The sequence below is a fragment of the Flagellimonas sp. 2504JD1-5 genome, from assembly GCF_053618295.1.
In genome coordinates this window covers 1404001-1422084 of sequence record NZ_JBSIOU010000001.1, presented here as the reverse complement: position 1 = coordinate 1422084, position 18084 = coordinate 1404001, and the positions used below count along the sequence as shown (strand labels likewise).

General features: G+C 39.6%; 17 protein-coding genes and 1 tRNA gene. 6 read left to right on the top strand and 12 right to left on the bottom strand.

The window, feature by feature from the left end:
- The first annotated feature begins 44 nt into the window (after window positions 1-44).
- Entirely contained in the window at window positions 45-1502 is a 1458-nt protein-coding gene (rpoN, locus tag ACULLG_RS06340; RefSeq protein WP_452125930.1) for an RNA polymerase factor sigma-54, read from the top strand.
- Window positions 1502-2107, top strand: coding sequence for a hypothetical protein (locus ACULLG_RS06335; RefSeq protein WP_452125929.1), 606 nt, complete (start codon window positions 1502-1504; stop codon window positions 2105-2107). Before rpoN ends, ACULLG_RS06335 begins: the two co-directional genes overlap by 1 nt.
- On the opposite strand, the gene ACULLG_RS06330 is transcribed toward ACULLG_RS06335, so the two are convergent.
- The 10 genes from ACULLG_RS06330 to ACULLG_RS06285 all read right to left on the bottom strand — a co-directional run bounded on the left by ACULLG_RS06330 (window position 2102) and on the right by ACULLG_RS06285 (window position 8473).
- The gene (locus tag ACULLG_RS06330) at window positions 2102-2788 is read right to left on the bottom strand and encodes a porin family protein (protein ID WP_452125928.1); all 687 of its coding nucleotides are present in this window, start codon (window positions 2786-2788) and stop codon (window positions 2102-2104) included. The two genes, ACULLG_RS06335 and ACULLG_RS06330, sit on opposite strands and share 6 nt — an antisense overlap.
- 77 nt (window positions 2789-2865) lie before the next feature.
- Window positions 2866-3342, bottom strand: a complete 477-nt coding sequence (locus ACULLG_RS06325; protein ID WP_452126536.1) for an ExbD/TolR family protein — start codon at window positions 3340-3342, stop codon at window positions 2866-2868.
- A gap of 7 nt (window positions 3343-3349) precedes the next feature.
- The gene (locus tag ACULLG_RS06320; RefSeq protein ID WP_452125927.1) at window positions 3350-3970 is read right to left on the bottom strand and encodes an ExbD/TolR family protein; all 621 of its coding nucleotides are present in this window, start codon (window positions 3968-3970) and stop codon (window positions 3350-3352) included.
- Between the two features lie 155 nt (window positions 3971-4125).
- Window positions 4126-4608, bottom strand: coding sequence for an ExbD/TolR family protein (locus ACULLG_RS06315; protein WP_420321526.1), 483 nt, complete (start codon window positions 4606-4608; stop codon window positions 4126-4128).
- A 12-nt stretch (window positions 4609-4620) separates the two neighbouring features.
- Window positions 4621-5226, bottom strand: a complete 606-nt coding sequence (locus ACULLG_RS06310; RefSeq protein WP_452125926.1) for an ExbD/TolR family protein — start codon at window positions 5224-5226, stop codon at window positions 4621-4623.
- Between the two features lie 12 nt (window positions 5227-5238).
- Window positions 5239-5676, bottom strand: a complete 438-nt coding sequence (locus ACULLG_RS06305) for a hypothetical protein (RefSeq protein WP_190811074.1) — start codon at window positions 5674-5676, stop codon at window positions 5239-5241.
- Between the two features lie 27 nt (window positions 5677-5703).
- Entirely contained in the window at window positions 5704-6438 is a 735-nt protein-coding gene (locus ACULLG_RS06300; protein WP_190811073.1) for a MotA/TolQ/ExbB proton channel family protein, read from the bottom strand.
- Window positions 6439-6516: 78 nt separating this feature from the next.
- A tRNA-Ser gene (locus ACULLG_RS06295) sits at window positions 6517-6604 on the bottom strand.
- A gap of 67 nt (window positions 6605-6671) precedes the next feature.
- Window positions 6672-7703: an asparaginase gene (locus ACULLG_RS06290; protein ID WP_452126535.1), complete on the bottom strand. Its 1032-nt coding sequence runs from the start codon at window positions 7701-7703 to the stop codon at window positions 6672-6674.
- 2 nt (window positions 7704-7705) lie between these two features.
- Window positions 7706-8473, bottom strand: a complete 768-nt coding sequence (locus tag ACULLG_RS06285) for a TatD family hydrolase (protein WP_452125925.1) — start codon at window positions 8471-8473, stop codon at window positions 7706-7708.
- 37 nt (window positions 8474-8510) lie between these two features.
- Here ACULLG_RS06285 and ACULLG_RS06280 point away from each other — a divergent pair, with 37 nt between their 5' ends.
- From ACULLG_RS06280 to ACULLG_RS06265, 4 genes are all read left to right on the top strand, one after another.
- Entirely contained in the window at window positions 8511-8954 is a 444-nt protein-coding gene (locus ACULLG_RS06280) for a retropepsin-like aspartic protease (RefSeq protein ID WP_452125924.1), read from the top strand.
- A 112-nt stretch (window positions 8955-9066) separates the two neighbouring features.
- Window positions 9067-9636: an RNA polymerase sigma factor gene (locus tag ACULLG_RS06275; protein ID WP_452125923.1), complete on the top strand. Its 570-nt coding sequence runs from the start codon at window positions 9067-9069 to the stop codon at window positions 9634-9636.
- 60 nt (window positions 9637-9696) lie between these two features.
- Complete coding sequence (locus ACULLG_RS06270) at window positions 9697-10686, top strand: FecR family protein (protein ID WP_452125922.1); 990 nt, start codon at window positions 9697-9699, stop codon at window positions 10684-10686.
- An 11-nt stretch (window positions 10687-10697) separates the two neighbouring features.
- Window positions 10698-13694 carry a TonB-dependent receptor gene (locus ACULLG_RS06265; protein WP_452125921.1) on the top strand — a complete coding sequence of 999 codons (2997 nt, stop codon included), beginning with the start codon at window positions 10698-10700 and terminating at the stop codon, window positions 13692-13694.
- Window positions 13695-14034: 340 nt separating this feature from the next.
- Here ACULLG_RS06265 and odhB read toward each other — a convergent pair whose 3' ends face one another.
- Window positions 14035-15255, bottom strand: coding sequence for a 2-oxoglutarate dehydrogenase complex dihydrolipoyllysine-residue succinyltransferase (gene odhB, locus ACULLG_RS06260; RefSeq protein WP_452125920.1), 1221 nt, complete (start codon window positions 15253-15255; stop codon window positions 14035-14037).
- 27 nt (window positions 15256-15282) lie between these two features.
- Window positions 15283-18078, bottom strand: a complete 2796-nt coding sequence (locus ACULLG_RS06255) for a 2-oxoglutarate dehydrogenase E1 component (RefSeq protein ID WP_452125919.1) — start codon at window positions 18076-18078, stop codon at window positions 15283-15285.
- Window positions 18079-18084: the final 6 nt, after the last annotated feature.

Genomic DNA, 18084 nt, shown 5'->3' with positions numbered 1-18084 from the left:
TGAATTCTTAAATTTATAAGAAGGAAGATTGCAAATTAATCCGCATGCTAAAACAACATTTACAGTTTAAGCTTTCCCAAAAACTGTCTCCTCAGCAAATTCAGCTGATGAAGCTGATTCAATTGCCCACACAGGCTTTTGAGCAGCGATTGAAGCAGGAATTGGAAGAAAATCCAGCACTGGAAAGTGGAAAAGCTGAAAATGATAGCCTGGAGGATGGATATGATGACACCTACGATGATTCAGCTGACAGTGAAACCATCAACGCCGAAGAAATCAACATTGATGATTACCTGAGCGATGATGAGATTCCTGATTATAGAACCCAAACTAGCAATTATAGCCCCGACGATGATGAAAAAAGCATTCCTTATGCAGCTGGAATGTCTTTTAACCAATACTTGATCAACCAGCTCAATACAGTCTATTTGGATGATGAAGAATGGGCCATCGCAGAGTTTTTGGTAGGCAGTGTGGACGAAAGTGGCTATATACGTAGGCCATTGACGGACATTATGGACGATTTGGCCTTTACCCAGAATATTTATGTAGAGGAAAAGAAAATAAAGGATGTCCTCAAAACGGTTCAAGCGTTGGATCCACCCGGTGTGGCAGCTCGTTCTTTGGATGAGTGCTTGATTCTTCAACTGAAACGAAAAGAAAAAACACCTTCCATTGATCTGGCAATTTCCATATTGGAAAAGTCGTTCGACCAATTCACCAAAAAGCATTATTCCAAATTGTTGCAAAAACACCATATCCCGGAAGAAGAGCTAAAAGATGCCATTTCCGAGATTGAACGATTAAATCCCAAACCGGGAGGTTCGTATGCAGGAAACACCCGAATTATTGAGCATATTGTACCGGATTTTTCCATTAGAATTGTTGAAGGGGAACTGGAACTCACCTTAAATGGCAGAAACGCGCCCGAACTTCATGTTTCCAAGGAATACAGTAATATGCTGCAAGGGTATAAAAGCTCTAAAGAGAAATCGAAATCACAAAAGGATACTGTTTTATTCATCAAACAAAAGTTGGATGCTGCCAAATGGTTTATTGATGCAATTAAACAACGGCAGCAGACATTATACATCACCATGAACGCCATCATGAACTATCAAAAAGATTACTTTTTAAGTGGCGATGAAAGAAATCTACGCCCAATGATCTTAAAAGATATTGCGGATCAGATTCAAATGGATGTTTCCACCGTATCCAGGGTTGCCAACAGCAAATATGTGGACACCCCTTATGGCACCAAATTAATTAAGGAATATTTCTCCGAATCCATGAAAAATGAGCAAGGGGAAGATGTTTCAACTAGGGAGATCAAAAAAATATTGGAAACCGTAATAGGTGAAGAGGAAAAGAAAAAACCGCTAACCGACGATAAATTGGCCAAATTGCTAAAGGAACGTGGATATCCTATTGCCCGCCGAACGGTAGCGAAATATCGGGAACAATTGGGAATCCCGGTCGCACGGCTTAGAAAGCAAATCTGATGCGCCACTTCCTCAATATCGTCTCCTATATCTTTCATCCATTGTTCGTTCCTATTGGTGGAACAGTGTTTTACTTTCTGGTTACACCAAAAGCAAGTTCGCTGGAGATTCAAAGCGGGAACATTCTCCCTATTTTTATTTTGACTGTAATTATTCCCATCATATTTTTTCTAATTCTTAAAAATCTTGGGGTAATTAGTTCTATTTTTTTGCCCACAATCAAAGAGCGAAAGTATCCGCTGTATATCAGTTGTGTTTTATTACTGATGATTCTTTACAAAGTAATCCCGAACAACTACGTACACGAACTGTTTTACTTTTTCACAGGTTTGTTGACAGCAACTGGAGCCGCTTTGATTCTATTGTTCTTAAAATTCAAGACAAGCATGCATCTTTTAGGTATGGGCAGTCTGCTCATGTTTATGATTGGGCTGAGCATCCATTTTGAAATCAATATTACCCTCGCAATAAGTATTTTTACCTTGATTACCGGCCTTGTAGCGACTTCCAGATTATATCTTAGGGCCCATAGTAGGGTAGAATTATTGATAGGTTTTTTAATAGGGGTATGCTCACAGCTCTTTACGCTGAAATATTGGCTATAAAATATAGAAAATAACCCCAATACGGAGCACGCGAAGGTCGATAGCTTCACCCCCACTGACCATGACACCATCTTTTAACAATGGATTTAAACTATAGTACGCATGTACATTCCAAGTATTATATCCAAAGCTTACCGTTAGCCCATATTGAAGTTTCTCGATGTCGTCATTGGCAAATCCTGATTTCTCCACATCTGTCAACAATCTAGATCTCCCAGAAAACACATATCCCAATTTTACCCCGGTATACACTCGCCAAAACTTGTAATCCTGCGCATTGGAAGTTCTCCAACGCAATTCAAAAGGTAGTTCAACAGCATGTGTTTCAAATTTACTCCTCCTAAATCCTTCCACACCTCCAACTGTATAAGCAACATTACCATTAACCTCCTCCGCCACTATATTGCTATAGTATGAATTGGTGGCATACCCAAACCCAAGGCCGATTCCAAAATTTCGTTTCAAATTAAAGGGGATATCCTTAATAAAGCCTGCCTGTAAATTATAGGATAAGCTGGTCTGTGCAACATCTGTAGGTTTATTTAATAATATATTAAAACCAAGACCAATGTAGAATTGATCTTCCAGATATTTATCTCCATATGTTTTTTGAGTTTGGTCTTCTTGGGAATATCCACAAAGAGTGAACACCAACAATATGGAAAAAAGAAAATGTTTCATGCAGCAACTATTGATACTAAAAACAATCCAAATTACACATTTGGATTGTTTTATACCTAAGCTTTCATTCTAATTGTTTAATTCTTTTCAGGATTCCCTTCATGGGTAGTGTAATTTACCTTCAGCAAATTCACCTTTCGAAGTTCTTCCTTTATATCGGAAACTATCCCCACGTTCACATTTTTGTCGACCTTCAGCGAAACGGTCACCAAATTTCGGACTGCATCGGGTTTTTTATCCAACTCGGACAATACATAAGGTCCAACATCTTTTACTTGTGCCAGCCGATCATCCAGTTGTATTTTTGGTTCATCCCCAAGTACGCTTGCAAGCTCTTTGGATGGTTTTCCCACAAAAATCTCAATTATCCTGTCTTTTTGGGTTAATTTTTTTACTTGATCAGCGTTGGGAAGGTCATTGTCCACGAGCAGCGTGTTATCCTTTATTGTGGTTACTGTCATAAAGAAGAACAGCAGCATAAACACAATATCGGGTAAGGAAGCCGTTGAAATTGCCGGAAGTCTATGGGATGTTTTTTTTGAAATCTTCATAATATCGTTTTTAGAGATTAAACTTTGTTTGCGCCTCGGATAACTTCATAGGAAACATCTCCCGAATCTGGTTAATCTCCTTTTTGAGTCGCTGTTTGGTTTCAACAGGGGTTTTGACATCAAAATAGGCCTTCTCCATATCCATAAAGTCTCGGTTGAACAATCGTTGTGCTTCCCTGTTTCTGAGTTCGTTGTAGGCAGCGGTAAGTTCATTCTGTACCCTCACATACATCCCATAACTTGCTTCACGGTCGCTGTTAAGGGCTATAATTGCCTTATTTGGGCTGTCTGAAGAATTTGAAGCTCTTTCTCCTTTGCAATAGCCGCAATAATCTGTATTGGATTCTGGACTACCACCATTGTCCAAAAACCGAATTGCCGAAGTTTTTAATTCTTCGATGGACATAATATCTCCTTCCACAAAGAGATCATCATTTTTATTGAGACTGACTCTAAAAACATTTCTTTCATTTATTGGAATAGGAGGCATCGTTTCTTCGGGTGGTAATTTCCGGTCGATGCCTGCATCGGTCTCAATGGTGGTGGTAACCAAGAAAAAGATCAATAGCAAAAAGGCGATATCCGCCATTGACCCAGCGTTAACTTCTGGAATCTCATTGTTTCTAGCCATAATAAAATGTTTTGTTGGATTACTAATTTGATTTTATCCCCAGCGGGATATTTAAGTATCACAACAATTATTCCAAAGACCGATACATTTTGAGGCATAAAAAAACGCTTCAAGTGTGATACTTGAAGCGTTTTTCACTAAATCTAAGTTATTGTCTACTGCAAATTATTAAAAGCATTTCCCTCATAGGTCGTATAGTTGACCTTTAGGGCATTTACTTCTCTTAACTGCTGTTTAATATCGGCAATAAGACCCATATTGGCTTCTTTATCAACCTTTAGTGCAGTAGTCAATACATTCTGTATTTCTTGTGGTTTTTTGGCACGCTCTGCCAAAATATAAGAACCGACCTCATCTACATTTGCGAACTTATCGTTCAATTGAATTTTTGGTTCTGTACCAAAAACTTTTTGATATTCCTGAGTAGGTTTCCCTACATAAATATAGATTACGCGGTCTTTTTTCTCCAACTTTTTGATTTCAGTTGCGTTTGGAAGCGTATTCTCAACCAACAAAGAGCTATCTTTCATCGTGGTTACCGTCATAAAAAAGAACAGTAACATGAATACGATATCTGGCAACGATGCGGTAGAAACCGCAGGCAAATCGCCATCTTTCTTTTTTGCAAACTTTGCCATACGTTATTTACTTTAGTTACTTGTTGTTTCTGCTTCCGATAACTTCTGAGGAAACATATCTTGAATTCGCTTTACTTTGTCCTTTAGGTCATCTCTGACACTTGAAGCGGTTTCCGGATTTAGATACTCTTTTTCCATTTCCGTGAAATCCCGACCAAAAATACGCTGGGCCTCTCTATTCCTTAAATCATTATACGCTCCCACCAATTCATTCTGTACCGTTATATATGTACTGTATTTGGTTTCACGATCGTTCTTTAAAGAAATAATAGCTTTGGAGGGATTATCCGATGAAGTAGGGTCCTTTCTACCTTTACAGTAGTTGCAAGAACCATCCGCTCCGTTTTCAAGAAAGGCAATCGCCGCATCTCTTAAACCTGTAAGCTGCATCAACTCATCCTCGACCAACAATTGACCATTTTTATTGATGTTTACCGTAAAAATGTTCTTTTGCTTAATTACCACGTCTTCCTCTGGCGGCTCCATAGGAGGCAACATACGATCCAATCCTGCATCAGTTTCAATGGTTGTAGTAACCAAGAAAAAGATAAGTAAGAGGAAAGCTATGTCTGCCATGGAACCAGCATTAACTTCTGGTGCTCCTTTTCTTCTAGGCATAACTTTAGGTTTTTACTTAACAAACATTTTCTTCAACCCGGGCAATACCATAAGTGCAACTGCTACGGCCGTAAGGATAAAGAAAACATTTAATCCCATACCAATATTCTTAACCGTACTTTCAGTTGCTCCTTTATCAGCCATTGCATCGGCTACTGCTTTTGCTTCATCTCCAGAAGAAAGTCCGTAAGAAATAGCAACTACGATTGCCAATCCACCTATACCAAACAATGCCTTTTTAAGGCTACCTGGAGTGGAGAGCAATTTTTTAAGTCCAAAAAACACTGTTGAAACCACAGCAATGGCCAACAACAGGTACATGATTATGAACATAAAGTTCATAGAACCACTGTTTATCGCATCTGGATCGTCACTTGATGGCATACCAAACCATAGTACGGTGGCAACCAGTCCAATGACAATCAGTACTATTTTAATTATTTTATTCATGATTCTCGATAGTTTTTAATTTCGTAATTATTTCTTGTGCGCCGCCAACATATCTATTAAAGATATAGAGGAGTCTTCCATGTCGTTTACGATACTATCGATTTTTGCAATGATATAGTTGTAGAAAATCTGAAGGATAATTGCAGTAATCAAACCAAATACGGTTGTCAATAATGCTACCTGAATATCACCCGCAATCAGCGATGCGCTCAAGTTACCTACTGCCGCAATTTTCTGGAAGGCCGCAATCATACCAATTACCGTACCCATGAACCCAAGCATGGGTGCAATGGCGATAAATAGGGACAACCATGAAACGTTCTTTTCCAACTGTCCCATTTGTACACCTCCGTAAGCAACAACAGCTTTCTCTGCAGATTCCAATCCTTCACCCGCTCTATCCAATCCTTGATAGAAAATTGAGGCTACTGGTCCTTTTGTGTTTCTGCACACTTCCTTGGCCGCTTCAACACCACCTGATGCCAATGCATCTTCCACTTGTTGTTTTAGCTTAGCCGAATTTGTGCTGGCCAGGTTCAAATAAATAATTCTTTCAATTGCGACAGCCAATCCCAAGATCAAACATAAGAGTACAATTCCCATGAAGGCAGGGCCTCCCTGAATGAACTGTTCTTTTAACACTTGAGTGAAACCTTTGCTGGCCTCGGCCGCAGCTTCGTCTTGTAGTATAGCCGCTGATGCATTTGTAGTTCCCAAAACAAACATTCCGGCAGCAGCCAGAGTAAAGGATATTTTTTTCATTTCTTTCAAACTTAAATTTAGTTAGTTAATAATGTTAAAGATATAAAAATTTTATAATTGCAAAATTAAAATACCTAGCAGAGAGGAAGGGATTCGAACCCTCGATACACTTTTGGTGTATACACACTTTCCAGGCGTGCGCCTTCGACCACTCGGCCACCTCTCTATTGTTATAGATTAGGCCGACCAATAAACAAAAAAATAATTAGTTAATAAAATTTAGGGAGTTAATTTTAGTGCATTTCACCACGCAAGGATGTCTCAAAATTTTTCTTGAAGTGTTCACCGTAAATTTTATGGCCCAATAGGTACATTGCCTTGGTAATTGCTGCTTCGGTCGTAATGTCCTTTCCGTTAACCAATTGCATCTCTTTTAACTTCTCGCTGGTCTCATAATGACCCATGGCAACACCCCCACCGGAACACTGGGTAACATTAATAATGAGCAAACCATGGGAAACTGCATTTTTCAACTCTTGTAAGAACCATTCGTCCATTGGCGCATTGCCCGCGCCATAGGTTTCCAACACCAATGCCTTTAGTCCAGGGATTCCCAAAATAGATTTCAACACGGATTCATTTAATCCCGGAAACAATTTTAACACAGCAATGTTGTCATCCATAATCTTATGAACCAGCAATGGGTTGTTATGGGTTGGTCTTTTGAGAAGATTGGCATAGTGCACATTTAAGTGTACTCCTGATTCCACCAAAGGTGGATGATTAAGGGAGGCGAATGCCTCAAAATGCTCCGCATTGATTTTGGTTGTTCTATTGGCCCTGTACAATTTGTATTCAAAATACAAGCCCACTTCCTGCACAACGGGCCTACCTTTCTCTTGTAAAGCCGCAATCTGAATAGAAGTGATCAGATTTTCCTTGGCATCGGTGCGCAAGTCACCAATGGGAAGCTGGGATCCCGTAAATATTACTGGTTTGGCCAGATTCTCCAACATGAAGCTAAGTGCAGATGCTGAATAGCTCATTGTATCGCTTCCATGCAGCACCACAAATCCATCATAATGATCATAGTTATCCTCAATAATTGTGGCAATGGTTGCCCAATGTTCGGGATTCATATTTGACGAATCTATAGGTTCTTCAAACGAAATCCCTTTTAATTTACAATCGAGCTGATTCAGTTCGGGAATGTTCGCTATCAATTCCTTAAAATTGAACGCCTTTAAAGCGCCGGTTTTGTAATCCTTTATCATACCGATGGTACCGCCGGTATAAATAAGCAGTATGTTGGTCTTGTCCTTCATATTCATATACCAAAAACCTGTTTGGAATTCTCAGTGGTTATTGTTGCGATTTCTTCCATGGATAATTCATATATCTCTGCTAGTTTTTCCAATACCTTAATTATATAGGAACTTTCATTGCGTTTTCCCCGGTACGGAACCGGTGCCAAATAAGGGGAATCCGTTTCAAGCACAATATGCTTCAAATCGATTTTGTCCAGAAATTGATCAATCTTACCGTTCTTGAATGTTGCCACTCCACCAATACCCAATTTCATATTATAGGATATGGCCCTATGCGCTTGTTCCAAAGTTCCGGTAAAGCAATGAAAGATTCCAAACAAATCATCGCTTTTTTCCTGTTCCAAAATTTCGAAAATCTCATCAAAGGATTCGCGGCTATGGATCACAATTGGAAGTTTGTGTTTCTTCGCCAATCGAATTTGATATACAAATGCCTCCTGCTGTTGCTTTAAAAAAGTTTTGTCCCAATAAAGGTCAATACCGATTTCACCCACGGCATAAAAACTTCTTTCGGAAAACAGCTGTTCTACATGAGCCAATTCTTCTTTATAGTTTTCTTTTACATGGGTAGGATGCAACCCCATCATCAAGAATACATTTTCTGGATATCTGTTTTCCAAATCCAGCATGGCATCGGTATAGGTGGAATCAATTGCCGGGATAAAGAACCGTTGGACCCCAGCGTCCATTGCTTTTTGAATCACTGCATTGCGATCCTCGTCAAAAGCTTCGCTATATAAATGGGTATGGGTATCTGTTATCAACATTACGCAAAAATAGGTTTATCTTTAGGAAAAATAGCTGATGAAATCCCTCAAAAAATATTTAACCTCCAAAAGCTATATAAGCATTCCTTTAGTGCTTACTGAAACCAATCATTTTGAGATTTCTGCAAAGATCAATGGTATTTCCGGAAGGTTTATCCTAGACACGGGTGCTTCCAATACCTGTGTTGGCATGGATAAAATTGACTTTTTTAAAATGGTCTCTGAAGTTTCGGAGATTAAGGCTGCTGGAGCCGGTGCCACTGAGATGGAAACCTTGGTCTCTTCCAAAAATAAAATCCAAATAGGCGAATGGAAAAAGAAAAAGCAGAAAATTGTGCTTTTTGATTTGGTACATGTAAACCAAGCGCTGACCTCGCATAACTCTCTTCCCGTGGATGGTATTATCGGGGCCGACATTCTTAAAAAAGGAAAGGCCGTAATTGATTATAATAAGAAATGTTTGTTCTTACGAATACGCTGAAAAAGAAAACTAGCCCAGCCCTCTCTTTTGCTTGTCCCAACCATACCACATTAATGACTTTCTAAATTTTTTGTTAAAAATTTACTACCTTTTCAATCTTTTAACTGATTGAATGTCAAAGAACACTATGGATTTTGCCTTATGGACAAAGTTTAAAAATGGGGACAAGGATGCTTTTGAAACTATTTTTAAACTCCACTATACTTCTTTGTTTTATTATGGTTACAAAATTTCGAATTCCAAGGGGCTGACCGAAGATACCCTACAGGATTTTTTTACCTATTTATATGAAAAGAGAGAAAGTCTGGATCAAGTGGTCAACATTCATTCCTATTTAATTGTTTCTTACCGAAGACGACTTTTTAAGGCATTGAACAAGAGAAGCAAGGATAAAAAGAAGATGGAAAAAGTAAAAAACCAAATTCTATTTTACGAGCAGGAACTGCAAACCAGTCAATCAGCTTTTGGAACAACAAACACCCAACTGGTTATCTTACTAAATCAATTGCCCGAAAGACAGAAAGAAGCTATTTTCTTAAAATATTACAATGGATTAACTGTCAAAGAAATTGCATCCATTATGGATATTAGCAACCAAAGTGTCTCAAATACGCTTCAAAAGGCATTTTCATGGTTAAGGAAACAAGTTGACCACCAAAAACTCCTTCGCATTTTAAAATAATTCTTTTTCAGAGGGTATATTTTAATCCCGTGTGCCTCTTAGTATATAAAAGACCTTTATATGCTTCCAAAAGAGTTTAACTCTATTGCTGATTTTATTTCAGATTCGTCTTTCGTAAACTGGGCCAAAAAGCAAAACCAAAATGATGTGGCTTTTTGGGAAAACTGGATTAAAAACAATCCGGAAAAAGCAGAGTTGGTCCTAGATGCCAAAAGCATAATCCTGGGTATTGCCTTTAAAAAAGAAAGCCTGCCACAATTTGAGGTCGACAAAGCTTGGAACAAACTTCCGATAAATCAAAAAGATAAGGTTCGAAATAAATTAAACTGGGCAAAATATGCAGCCGTGGCTGCTTCGGTATGTTTGCTTGTTGCTTCGTATTTTTTTCTGTCACAGGATAATTCCATCCACTACAAAACAGAATATGGACAATTGATGACAGTAAATCTTCCCGACGGTTCCGAAGTTATGTTGAATGCCAATTCAAGCATAACATTTGATGAAACCGACCCAAGAAATATACTACTAGAGGGGGAGGCCTATTTTAAGGTAGAAAAGAAGCAATCCACAAATGCAAAATTTTATGTTCATACCGATGACCTTGTTGTAGAGGTATACGGTACTGAATTCAATGTAAATGCTAAACACAATAAGACCGACGTCACTCTGGACGAGGGTAATATTCAAATAAAGTTAAAAAATGGTCTTATCAAAGCTATGGTTCCTGGCGATCAAATATCCTATTCACAGAACACGGATCAAATACTTAAACATAAATCAATAGAAAAACATCGGCAGGTTTCATCATGGAAGGACGGAACCCTTGTTTTTGAAAACGCATTTCTTTATGAAGTGGTAAAAAGGATAGAGGACACCTATGGAATGAAGGCGAAATTTCTTGATGGGGAAAGTCCCAACCAAATTATTAGCGGAGGTATTCCCACTAAAAACTTAATAATCTGTATACAAGCCATTGAAAAGGCATCGAACACAATCATTACAACAGATAATGAAGCATTAACAATAAAAATGAAAAAACAACTCAACTAAAAATTTAAGTCATGGGCAAGCACTTTTACACTAGAATTTTAATGATTATTTGCTTCTGTTTTATTACCAACAACACATTGTGGGCAAAGAACATAAATGAAGCGGATGATCAGATGATCTCCCTTACCAATTTTTTGGTTCTCATTAGTGAAGAACATCAGATCTTTTTCACGTATAACCCCAATGAGATTTCGGACAAAAAATTGGACCCCAACGAATTTGATATTGCCAAACTAAAGAAAACTCTGGGTAAGCTGGAAAAAAAGGTTGAAGTAAACATCGACCATTTAGGCAATAGCTACTATGTTGTATACACGGCTTCGAAAAAAAGCAGGGAACACCTTAAAAAATTAAAGGTGGATTTAATGGCAGTAAAGAATACAGCCGATATGCAAAACACAATCACAGGAAAGATTACGGATAATAATGGAAATCCCCTAATTGGAGTAAATGTTATAGAAAAAGGCACAACAAACGGGACAACCACGGATTTTGATGGCAACTATTCCATAAACGTATCCGACGAAAATGCAGTTCTTGTATTCAGTTCCATCGGTTACAACAGTCAAGAAATCAATATTTCAGGGCAAAGCACAATAAATATATCGATGGAGGAAGGAATCGCTCTTGATGAAGTAATCATGATCGGCAATAGGTCAAAGCCCAGAACGGTATTGAACTCTGCAGTTCCGGTAGACAATATTGGGGTAGCAGAACTGATAAACACCGGGCAACCCACGGTAGATAAAATGCTTACTTTCAAAGTGCCTTCATTCAATTCTACAAATCAGACCATTTCGGACGCCACGGCACATTTCGACCCTGCAGATTTAAGAGGTTTGGGGCCTAGTAGAACCTTGGTATTAATAAATGGTAAGAGGAAAAACCAAAGTGCATTGGTCTATATTAATGACACACCCGGTAAAGGAGAGGTTGGGGTTGATTTAAAAAGTGTGCCCGCAGCGGCCATTGAAAGAATAGAAGTATTAAGGGATGGTGCATCGGCACAATATGGATCTGATGCCATTGCCGGGGTAATCAACATGGTTCTTAAAAAAGATGTGGAGTACACCTCCGTTAATGTAAACTCAGGGGTTACCACCGAAGGCGATGGATTTAACTTTGGAGCTGACCTTAACACCACATTGAACATTGATGATGTTGGCTATGCCAACCTAACATTTGCCTACTACCAGCAAGATTTGACCAATAGAGCCGGTGAACCCGGAGAGGATGTACTTTTTGGAGTTGCTGCAGATGATCCCACCTGGTCCGGATGGTTAAGGGATAATCCAGATTTGGGCATGACCGTCGGGCAGCCTGAATCGAAAAGTACCAACATAAGCTACAACGCCGGTATCCCATTCAAAAATGGAAAAGGAGAGCTTTATTCTTTTGGAGGATTCACCTATAGAAAAGGGAAAAGTTTTGCACTTTTCAGAGCTCCATACTGGGTTCCAGACCCTTTCAACCTTTTACATAGCCCTAATGAGGAATACAATGGTTTTCAGCCAACATTTGAGACCGATATCAGGGACAACAATTTTACCATAGGCGTTAAAACACAATTTCTAGGATTTAATACTGATATCAGTGGTACGCATGGAAGAAATGCGGTTGATTATGAAGTCAACAACAGTATAAATCCCGCATTGGGAGCTAGCAGCCCAACATCGTTTGATGTAGGGGCCTACACATTCGGAAACCTCTTGGGTAACTTGGATTTTTCACGAAGTTTTGGAGATTTAAGTTTGAGTTTCGGAGCCGAAATAAAAGAAGAACGCTTTACTTCAGAAGCCGGCCAACCAGCATCCTATGTAAGCGGAGGTGTTCAGTCTTTCCCAGGACTACAACCTAGCAACGTAGTAAATGAAAGTAGAAACAATTATGGGTTATATGGCGATTTGGAAGTGGATGTAACGGAGCAATTCTTGATAGGAGGTGCCATTAGGTACGAAGACTTCAGTGATTTTGGAGACAATACTTCTTGGAAAATAAGTGGTAGATATCTTTTCGGGGAAGAAAAAGGCACCATTCGTGGATCCTACAGTACAGGTTTTAGAGCTCCTTCTTTACATCAAATTTACTTAAGTAATGTACAGACATTGGTTTCTGGAGGAACGGTTTCCAACCAAGGTACTTTTAACAATGTTGATCCAGTTATCAGAGATGGTCTTGGCGTACCACAATTAACGGCAGAAACATCAAAAAACATTTCAGCCGGAATCACATTTAGACCTATACAGAATCTTTCGCTCTCCGTGGATTACTACAACGTGAAAGTGGATGACAGGGTATTGTTTACAGGTGAAATAGGTTTTGATGGAGACGATGTAAACACGAATCCTGTTGAACAGATTTTGTTAGACAATGATATAACCAGTCTTAAATTCTTTGTGAATGCTGTAAACACCGAAACCTCAGGTTTGGATATTGTTGCCAATTACAAAAATATTCCTTTCGGCAATGGTACTTTGGAGCTTAATGTTTCTGCAAACTTTAATGAAACCAAGATAGTTGATGAAATTAACACACCAGCACTATTGGCCCAAAATGGATATGAAATTTTTAACCGCAAAGAGCAGTCAAGGATTACTTCATCAAGGCCGAAATCAAAGATTCTCTTAGGACTTGATTATGAAATTGATAAGTGGAGTTTCATTTTAAACAACACCTATTTTGGAGAAGTGAGCTGGAAACATGCCAACAATGGCCTTAATGGCGCACCATTAGGTCCAGGAGGTTCAAATCTTCCAACGGATGATGCGGCCTTTGATCAAACCTTTGCAGGTAAAATTCTTACGGATTTGATTATAAATCACAGCTTTAGTGATAAAGTTTCAGCCAGCCTTTCTGTCAACAATCTTTTAAATGTATTTCCTGATGAAATAGACACAAAAGGAGATTTTGTAACGGATTTAGGCGGAAGGTTCAGATATCCTTGGGAAGTCAATCAATTTGGATTCAATGGAACAGTGATCAATGGAGGAATATCTTTTAAATTTTAAGTTTTACCAATCACAATGCAGTCTGAAAATAGTACCGTCTGCAAATACTTTAAATTGAGCATGTTCCTTAATTAACAAATGGGAAGTCTCAAATATATTTAGGATAGCTAATTCAACCCAGAGGAGAAATAAGTTTTTACCATTTCTCTTCTGGATTCCTTGCATTGTTTTTTTGTTCAACAATGGGATCTCAGTGCTTTAATGCAATGTTGATAAAATGGAAGGTCCATTTCACTGGCAGGAAAGTTTTATAAAAGTGGAAAAGTCAGTTTGAGCGAAGTCGAGAACTACAAGCAAAATACTTTAGGGTATCTCGACTGCACTCGATGTGACAATTGACCTATAACTCCAATGCTTTTTTCACATTGCCATCCATCAGCAATTCCTCAGGACTTTCCAAGGCTTCTTTTACAGCAACCAAAAATCCTACGGATTCTTTGCCATCAATAATTCTGTGGTCATAAGAAAGTGCCACATACATTATAGGTGCTATGACCACCTGGCCATCTTTGGCAATAGGTCGCTCTACAATATTGTGCATACCTAAAATCGCACTTTGTGGAGGATTAATAATTGGTGTGGACAACATGGAACCAAAGACACCACCATTTGTAATGGTAAAAGTGCCTCCCGTCATTTCATCAACGGTAATCTCACCTTCCCTTGCTCGAATTGCCAAGCGTTTCACCTCGGCTTCAACGCCTCTAAAAGTTAAATTTTCGGCATTTCTGATTACAGGGACCATCAATCCTTTAGGTCCGGATACGGCTATACTGATATCGCAAAAATCATAGGACAACATTTCCTTACCGTCAATCATGGAGTTTACGGCCGGATACATTTCCAACGCGCGAACAACCGCTTTGGTGAAGAAGGACATAAAGCCTAGGCTTACCCCATGCTTTTCTTTAAAAGTTTCCTTGTATTGTTTACGTAAAGCAAAAATGGGAGACATGTCCACTTCGTTGAAAGTGGTCAACATGGCTGTTTCGTTTTTGGCAGCCACCAAACGCTCCGCTACTTTTCTTCGCAGCATCGAAAGTTTGGAACGAGATTCCCCACGATTTCCACCAGTAGGAGTTCCCATGGATGGAACTGCCTTTACCGCATCGTCTTTAGTGATACGGCCATCTCTTCCAGTTCCCGAAACTGAGGTGGCATCTATTCCCTTTTCATCCAAAATCTTTTTGGCTGCCGGGGATGGAGTTCCAGAAGCATAGGTTTCTTTCTTCGCTTCAGCTGGTTTAGAGGCTTCGACCTTAGCGGGTTCTTCTTTGTCTTGCTTTTTATCGGCTACGGGTGCTGCATCACCTTCCGGTTTAGCCGCACTTGTATCTATCAAGCAAACCACTTCGCCAACCGCAACGGCATCCCCTTCTTCTGCTTTTAAAGTGATGATTCCACTTTCCTCAGCTGGAAGTTCTAAAGTTGCCTTATCTGAATCTACCTCAGCAATTGCTTGGTCTTTCTCAACGTAGTCTCCATCTTGGACCAACCACTCTGCAATTTCCACTTCGGTTATCGATTCCCCTGGTGAGGGAACTTTCATTTCTAAAACCATTGTATTCTAGTTTTACGCTTTTGTAATTTATCTTCTTACCGTGTTGTCTTTTGTCTTATCAAAGACATATTCTATAACTTGGGCATGTCTTCTTTGGGACCGCACTGCACTACCTGCAGCAGGAGCTCCGTAAAATCTTCTGGATGCCACCCTAAATTGTTTTGCTTCATCAAAATGCATCAACAAATACCCCCAAGCGCCCATGTTTCTCGGTTCTTCCTGGGCCCAGACCACATCATTGGCATTCTTATATTTTTTCAGGATAGTTCGTATTTCCTTTATTGGCAATGGGAACAATTGTTCCAATCGAACCAAGGCCACATCGTCCCGTTTCAATGCTTCTTTTTTATCCAACAGATCATAGTAAAACTTACCCGTACAAAATACCAATGTTTTTACTTTGGAAGCAGAGGCTGCCGCATCGTCAATGACCATCTGGAAACTTCCTTTGGCCATTTCTTCTTTCGTGGACAACACTTTAGGGTGTCTCAACAAACTCTTAGGAGTAAAGACCACCAATGGTTTTCTAAATCCAGCTTTCATCTGTCTGCGCAACAAATGGAACATGTTTGCGGGAGTGGTGACATCCGCAACATACATATTATCTTTTGCGCAAAGTTGGAGATAACGCTCCATGCGCGCCGAAGAGTGTTCGGCTCCTTGGCCTTCATACCCATGCGGTAAAAGAAGCACCAATCCGTTCTGCAATTTCCATTTGTCCTCCGCGGAGGATAGGTATTGATCTATTACAATCTGGGCTCCATTACTGAAATCACCAAATTGTGCCTCCCATATGGTCAATGTTTTTGGACTTGCCATGGCATATCCGTAATCAAAGCCCATTACGGCATATTCGGACAGTAATGAATTATAAATATGGAATTTTCCATTTTGATTGGATCCCAATTCATTCAACAATGTAACTTCCTCCTCATGCATTTCGGTCTTGATCACTGCATGTCGATGCGAGAATGTTCCTCTTTCAACATCCTGACCTGTCATTCGAACATCGTAACCTTCTTCAATTAAGGATCCGTAGGCCAATAATTCTCCCATGGCCCAATCGAGTTGGTTATCCTCAAAATACATTTTGTTTCGGGCTCCAACCAATCGCTCCAATTTTCGCAAGAATTTCTTCCCTTCGGGAAGTGCGGTGATGCTCTTGGCAATGGCATCCAATTTTTTCTGTGGATAAGCCGTTTTTATGTTACTCAACATGGCATCCTCGGCCACTTGATCAAAACCTCCCCATTCGTCTTGCATAAAAGGTGTGATTACCGTCTTTTCCACCTTACGGGAATCCAGCAAATTCTCTTCCAGGTTTTTCTTGTATTCCGCCTCCAAGCCTTTTACATAATCCTTGTCGATAATACCTTCCGCAATCAATCGTTCCGCGTAAATATCTCTTGGGTTTTTATGCTTGGAAATGGATTTATACAATAAGGGTTGGGTGAACTTTGGCTCATCACCTTCATTGTGTCCATATTTGCGGTATCCCAATAAATCTAAAAAGATATCTCTTTTGTAACGCATGCGATATTCCAACGCAAAAGTGGCTGCATGTACCACTGCTTCGGCATCATCGGCATTTACATGCAATACTGGCGATAGGGTTACCTTGCCCACATCGGTACAATAGGTTGATGACCTTGCGTCGAGATAATTGGTCGTAAATCCTATTTGGTTATTGACCACTATATGAATAGTACCTCCTGTGTGATATCCATCCAAACGAGCCATTTGAATAATTTCATAAACAATTCCTTGTCCGGCAAAGGCAGCATCTCCGTGCACCAAAATAGGAAGCACTTCTGAAACATTTTCTTGATGGTGACGATCTTGTTTGGCCCTGGCGATTCCTTCTACAATACCATTTACAGTTTCTAAATGTGAAGGGTTTGGTGCAATATTCATATTGACCACCTTCCCGGAATCGGTTTCTCTTCTAGATGTCCATCCCAAATGATATTTTACATCTCCATCAAAGATGGTTTCTTCATAATCCTTGCCATCAAATTCACTAAAAATATCTTTTGGTGATTTTCCGAAGATATTGGTTAGCACATTTAGGCGTCCCCGATGTGCCATCCCCATAACAAATTGCTTTACACCCGCATCTGCTGCTTTTTCAATAATAACATCCAAAGCAGGAATAAGGGATTCGCCTCCTTCCAATGAAAAGCGTTTTTGGCCAACATATTTGGTGTGCAAAAAGCCCTCAAAAGAAACGGCTTCGTTAAGCTTTCTTAGAATGTTTTTCTTTTCTTCCGCTGTAAAATTTGGATGATTATCATTAACATTCAACCAGTCTTGAATCCATTGAATGCGATCCGGTGTACGAATGTACATATACTCCACCCCAATCGCATCGCAGTAAATCCTTTCCAGATGTGCAACTATTTCCCTAAGGGAACTCGGCCCTTGGCCAATAATTTTTCCAGCATCGAATACTGTATCTAAATCGGAATCAGATAATCCAAAATTGGACAAATCCAAAGATGGCTCATATTTTCTTCGTTCCCGAACCGGATTTGTTTGGGTAAACAGGTGTCCCCGCGTTCGGTAGCCATCAATGAGTTTAATAACCTGAAATTCTTTCTGAAGGGATTGAGGAATTGCAACTTCCTGTCCGTTGGACAATGCCAAAGTTCCGTTCGCCCCTGCAATATCAAGTTCGTCCAACGAACTTTCCAGACCGAAATCAAAGCCTTGAAAAAAAGCCCTCCAACTGGGCTCAAGGCTATCGGGGCTTGTTAGATATTTATCGTATAGCTCCGCAAAAAACGAGGTATGCGCAGCGTTTAAAAATGAATATTTATCCATTGACAG

Bases quoted from the DNA above. Each gene is read 5' to 3' on its own strand.
- ACULLG_RS06255 (WP_452125919.1), bottom strand. From the start codon at position 18,078: ATGGATAAATATTCATTTTTAAACGCTGCGCATACCTCGTTTTTTGCG.
- ACULLG_RS06290 (WP_452126535.1), bottom strand. From the start codon at position 7,703: ATGAAGGACAAGACCAACATACTGCTTATTTATACCGGCGGTACCATC.
- ACULLG_RS06330 (WP_452125928.1), bottom strand. From the start codon at position 2,788: ATGAAACATTTTCTTTTTTCCATATTGTTGGTGTTCACTCTTTGTGGA.
- ACULLG_RS06310 (WP_452125926.1), bottom strand. From the start codon at position 5,226: ATGCCTAGAAGAAAAGGAGCACCAGAAGTTAATGCTGGTTCCATGGCA.
- ACULLG_RS06305 (WP_190811074.1), bottom strand. From the start codon at position 5,676: ATGAATAAAATAATTAAAATAGTACTGATTGTCATTGGACTGGTTGCC.
- ACULLG_RS06300 (WP_190811073.1), bottom strand. From the start codon at position 6,438: ATGAAAAAAATATCCTTTACTCTGGCTGCTGCCGGAATGTTTGTTTTG.
- ACULLG_RS06320 (WP_452125927.1), bottom strand. From the start codon at position 3,970: ATGGCTAGAAACAATGAGATTCCAGAAGTTAACGCTGGGTCAATGGCG.
- ACULLG_RS06335 (WP_452125929.1), top strand. From the start codon at position 1,502: ATGCGCCACTTCCTCAATATCGTCTCCTATATCTTTCATCCATTGTTC.
- odhB (WP_452125920.1), bottom strand. From the start codon at position 15,255: ATGGTTTTAGAAATGAAAGTTCCCTCACCAGGGGAATCGATAACCGAA.
- ACULLG_RS06265 (WP_452125921.1), top strand. From the start codon at position 10,698: ATGGGCAAGCACTTTTACACTAGAATTTTAATGATTATTTGCTTCTGT.
- ACULLG_RS06315 (WP_420321526.1), bottom strand. From the start codon at position 4,608: ATGGCAAAGTTTGCAAAAAAGAAAGATGGCGATTTGCCTGCGGTTTCT.
- ACULLG_RS06275 (WP_452125923.1), top strand. From the start codon at position 9,067: ATGTCAAAGAACACTATGGATTTTGCCTTATGGACAAAGTTTAAAAAT.
- rpoN (WP_452125930.1), top strand. From the start codon at position 45: ATGCTAAAACAACATTTACAGTTTAAGCTTTCCCAAAAACTGTCTCCT.
- ACULLG_RS06285 (WP_452125925.1), bottom strand. From the start codon at position 8,473: ATGTTGATAACAGATACCCATACCCATTTATATAGCGAAGCTTTTGAC.
- ACULLG_RS06270 (WP_452125922.1), top strand. From the start codon at position 9,697: ATGCTTCCAAAAGAGTTTAACTCTATTGCTGATTTTATTTCAGATTCG.
- ACULLG_RS06280 (WP_452125924.1), top strand. From the start codon at position 8,511: ATGAAATCCCTCAAAAAATATTTAACCTCCAAAAGCTATATAAGCATT.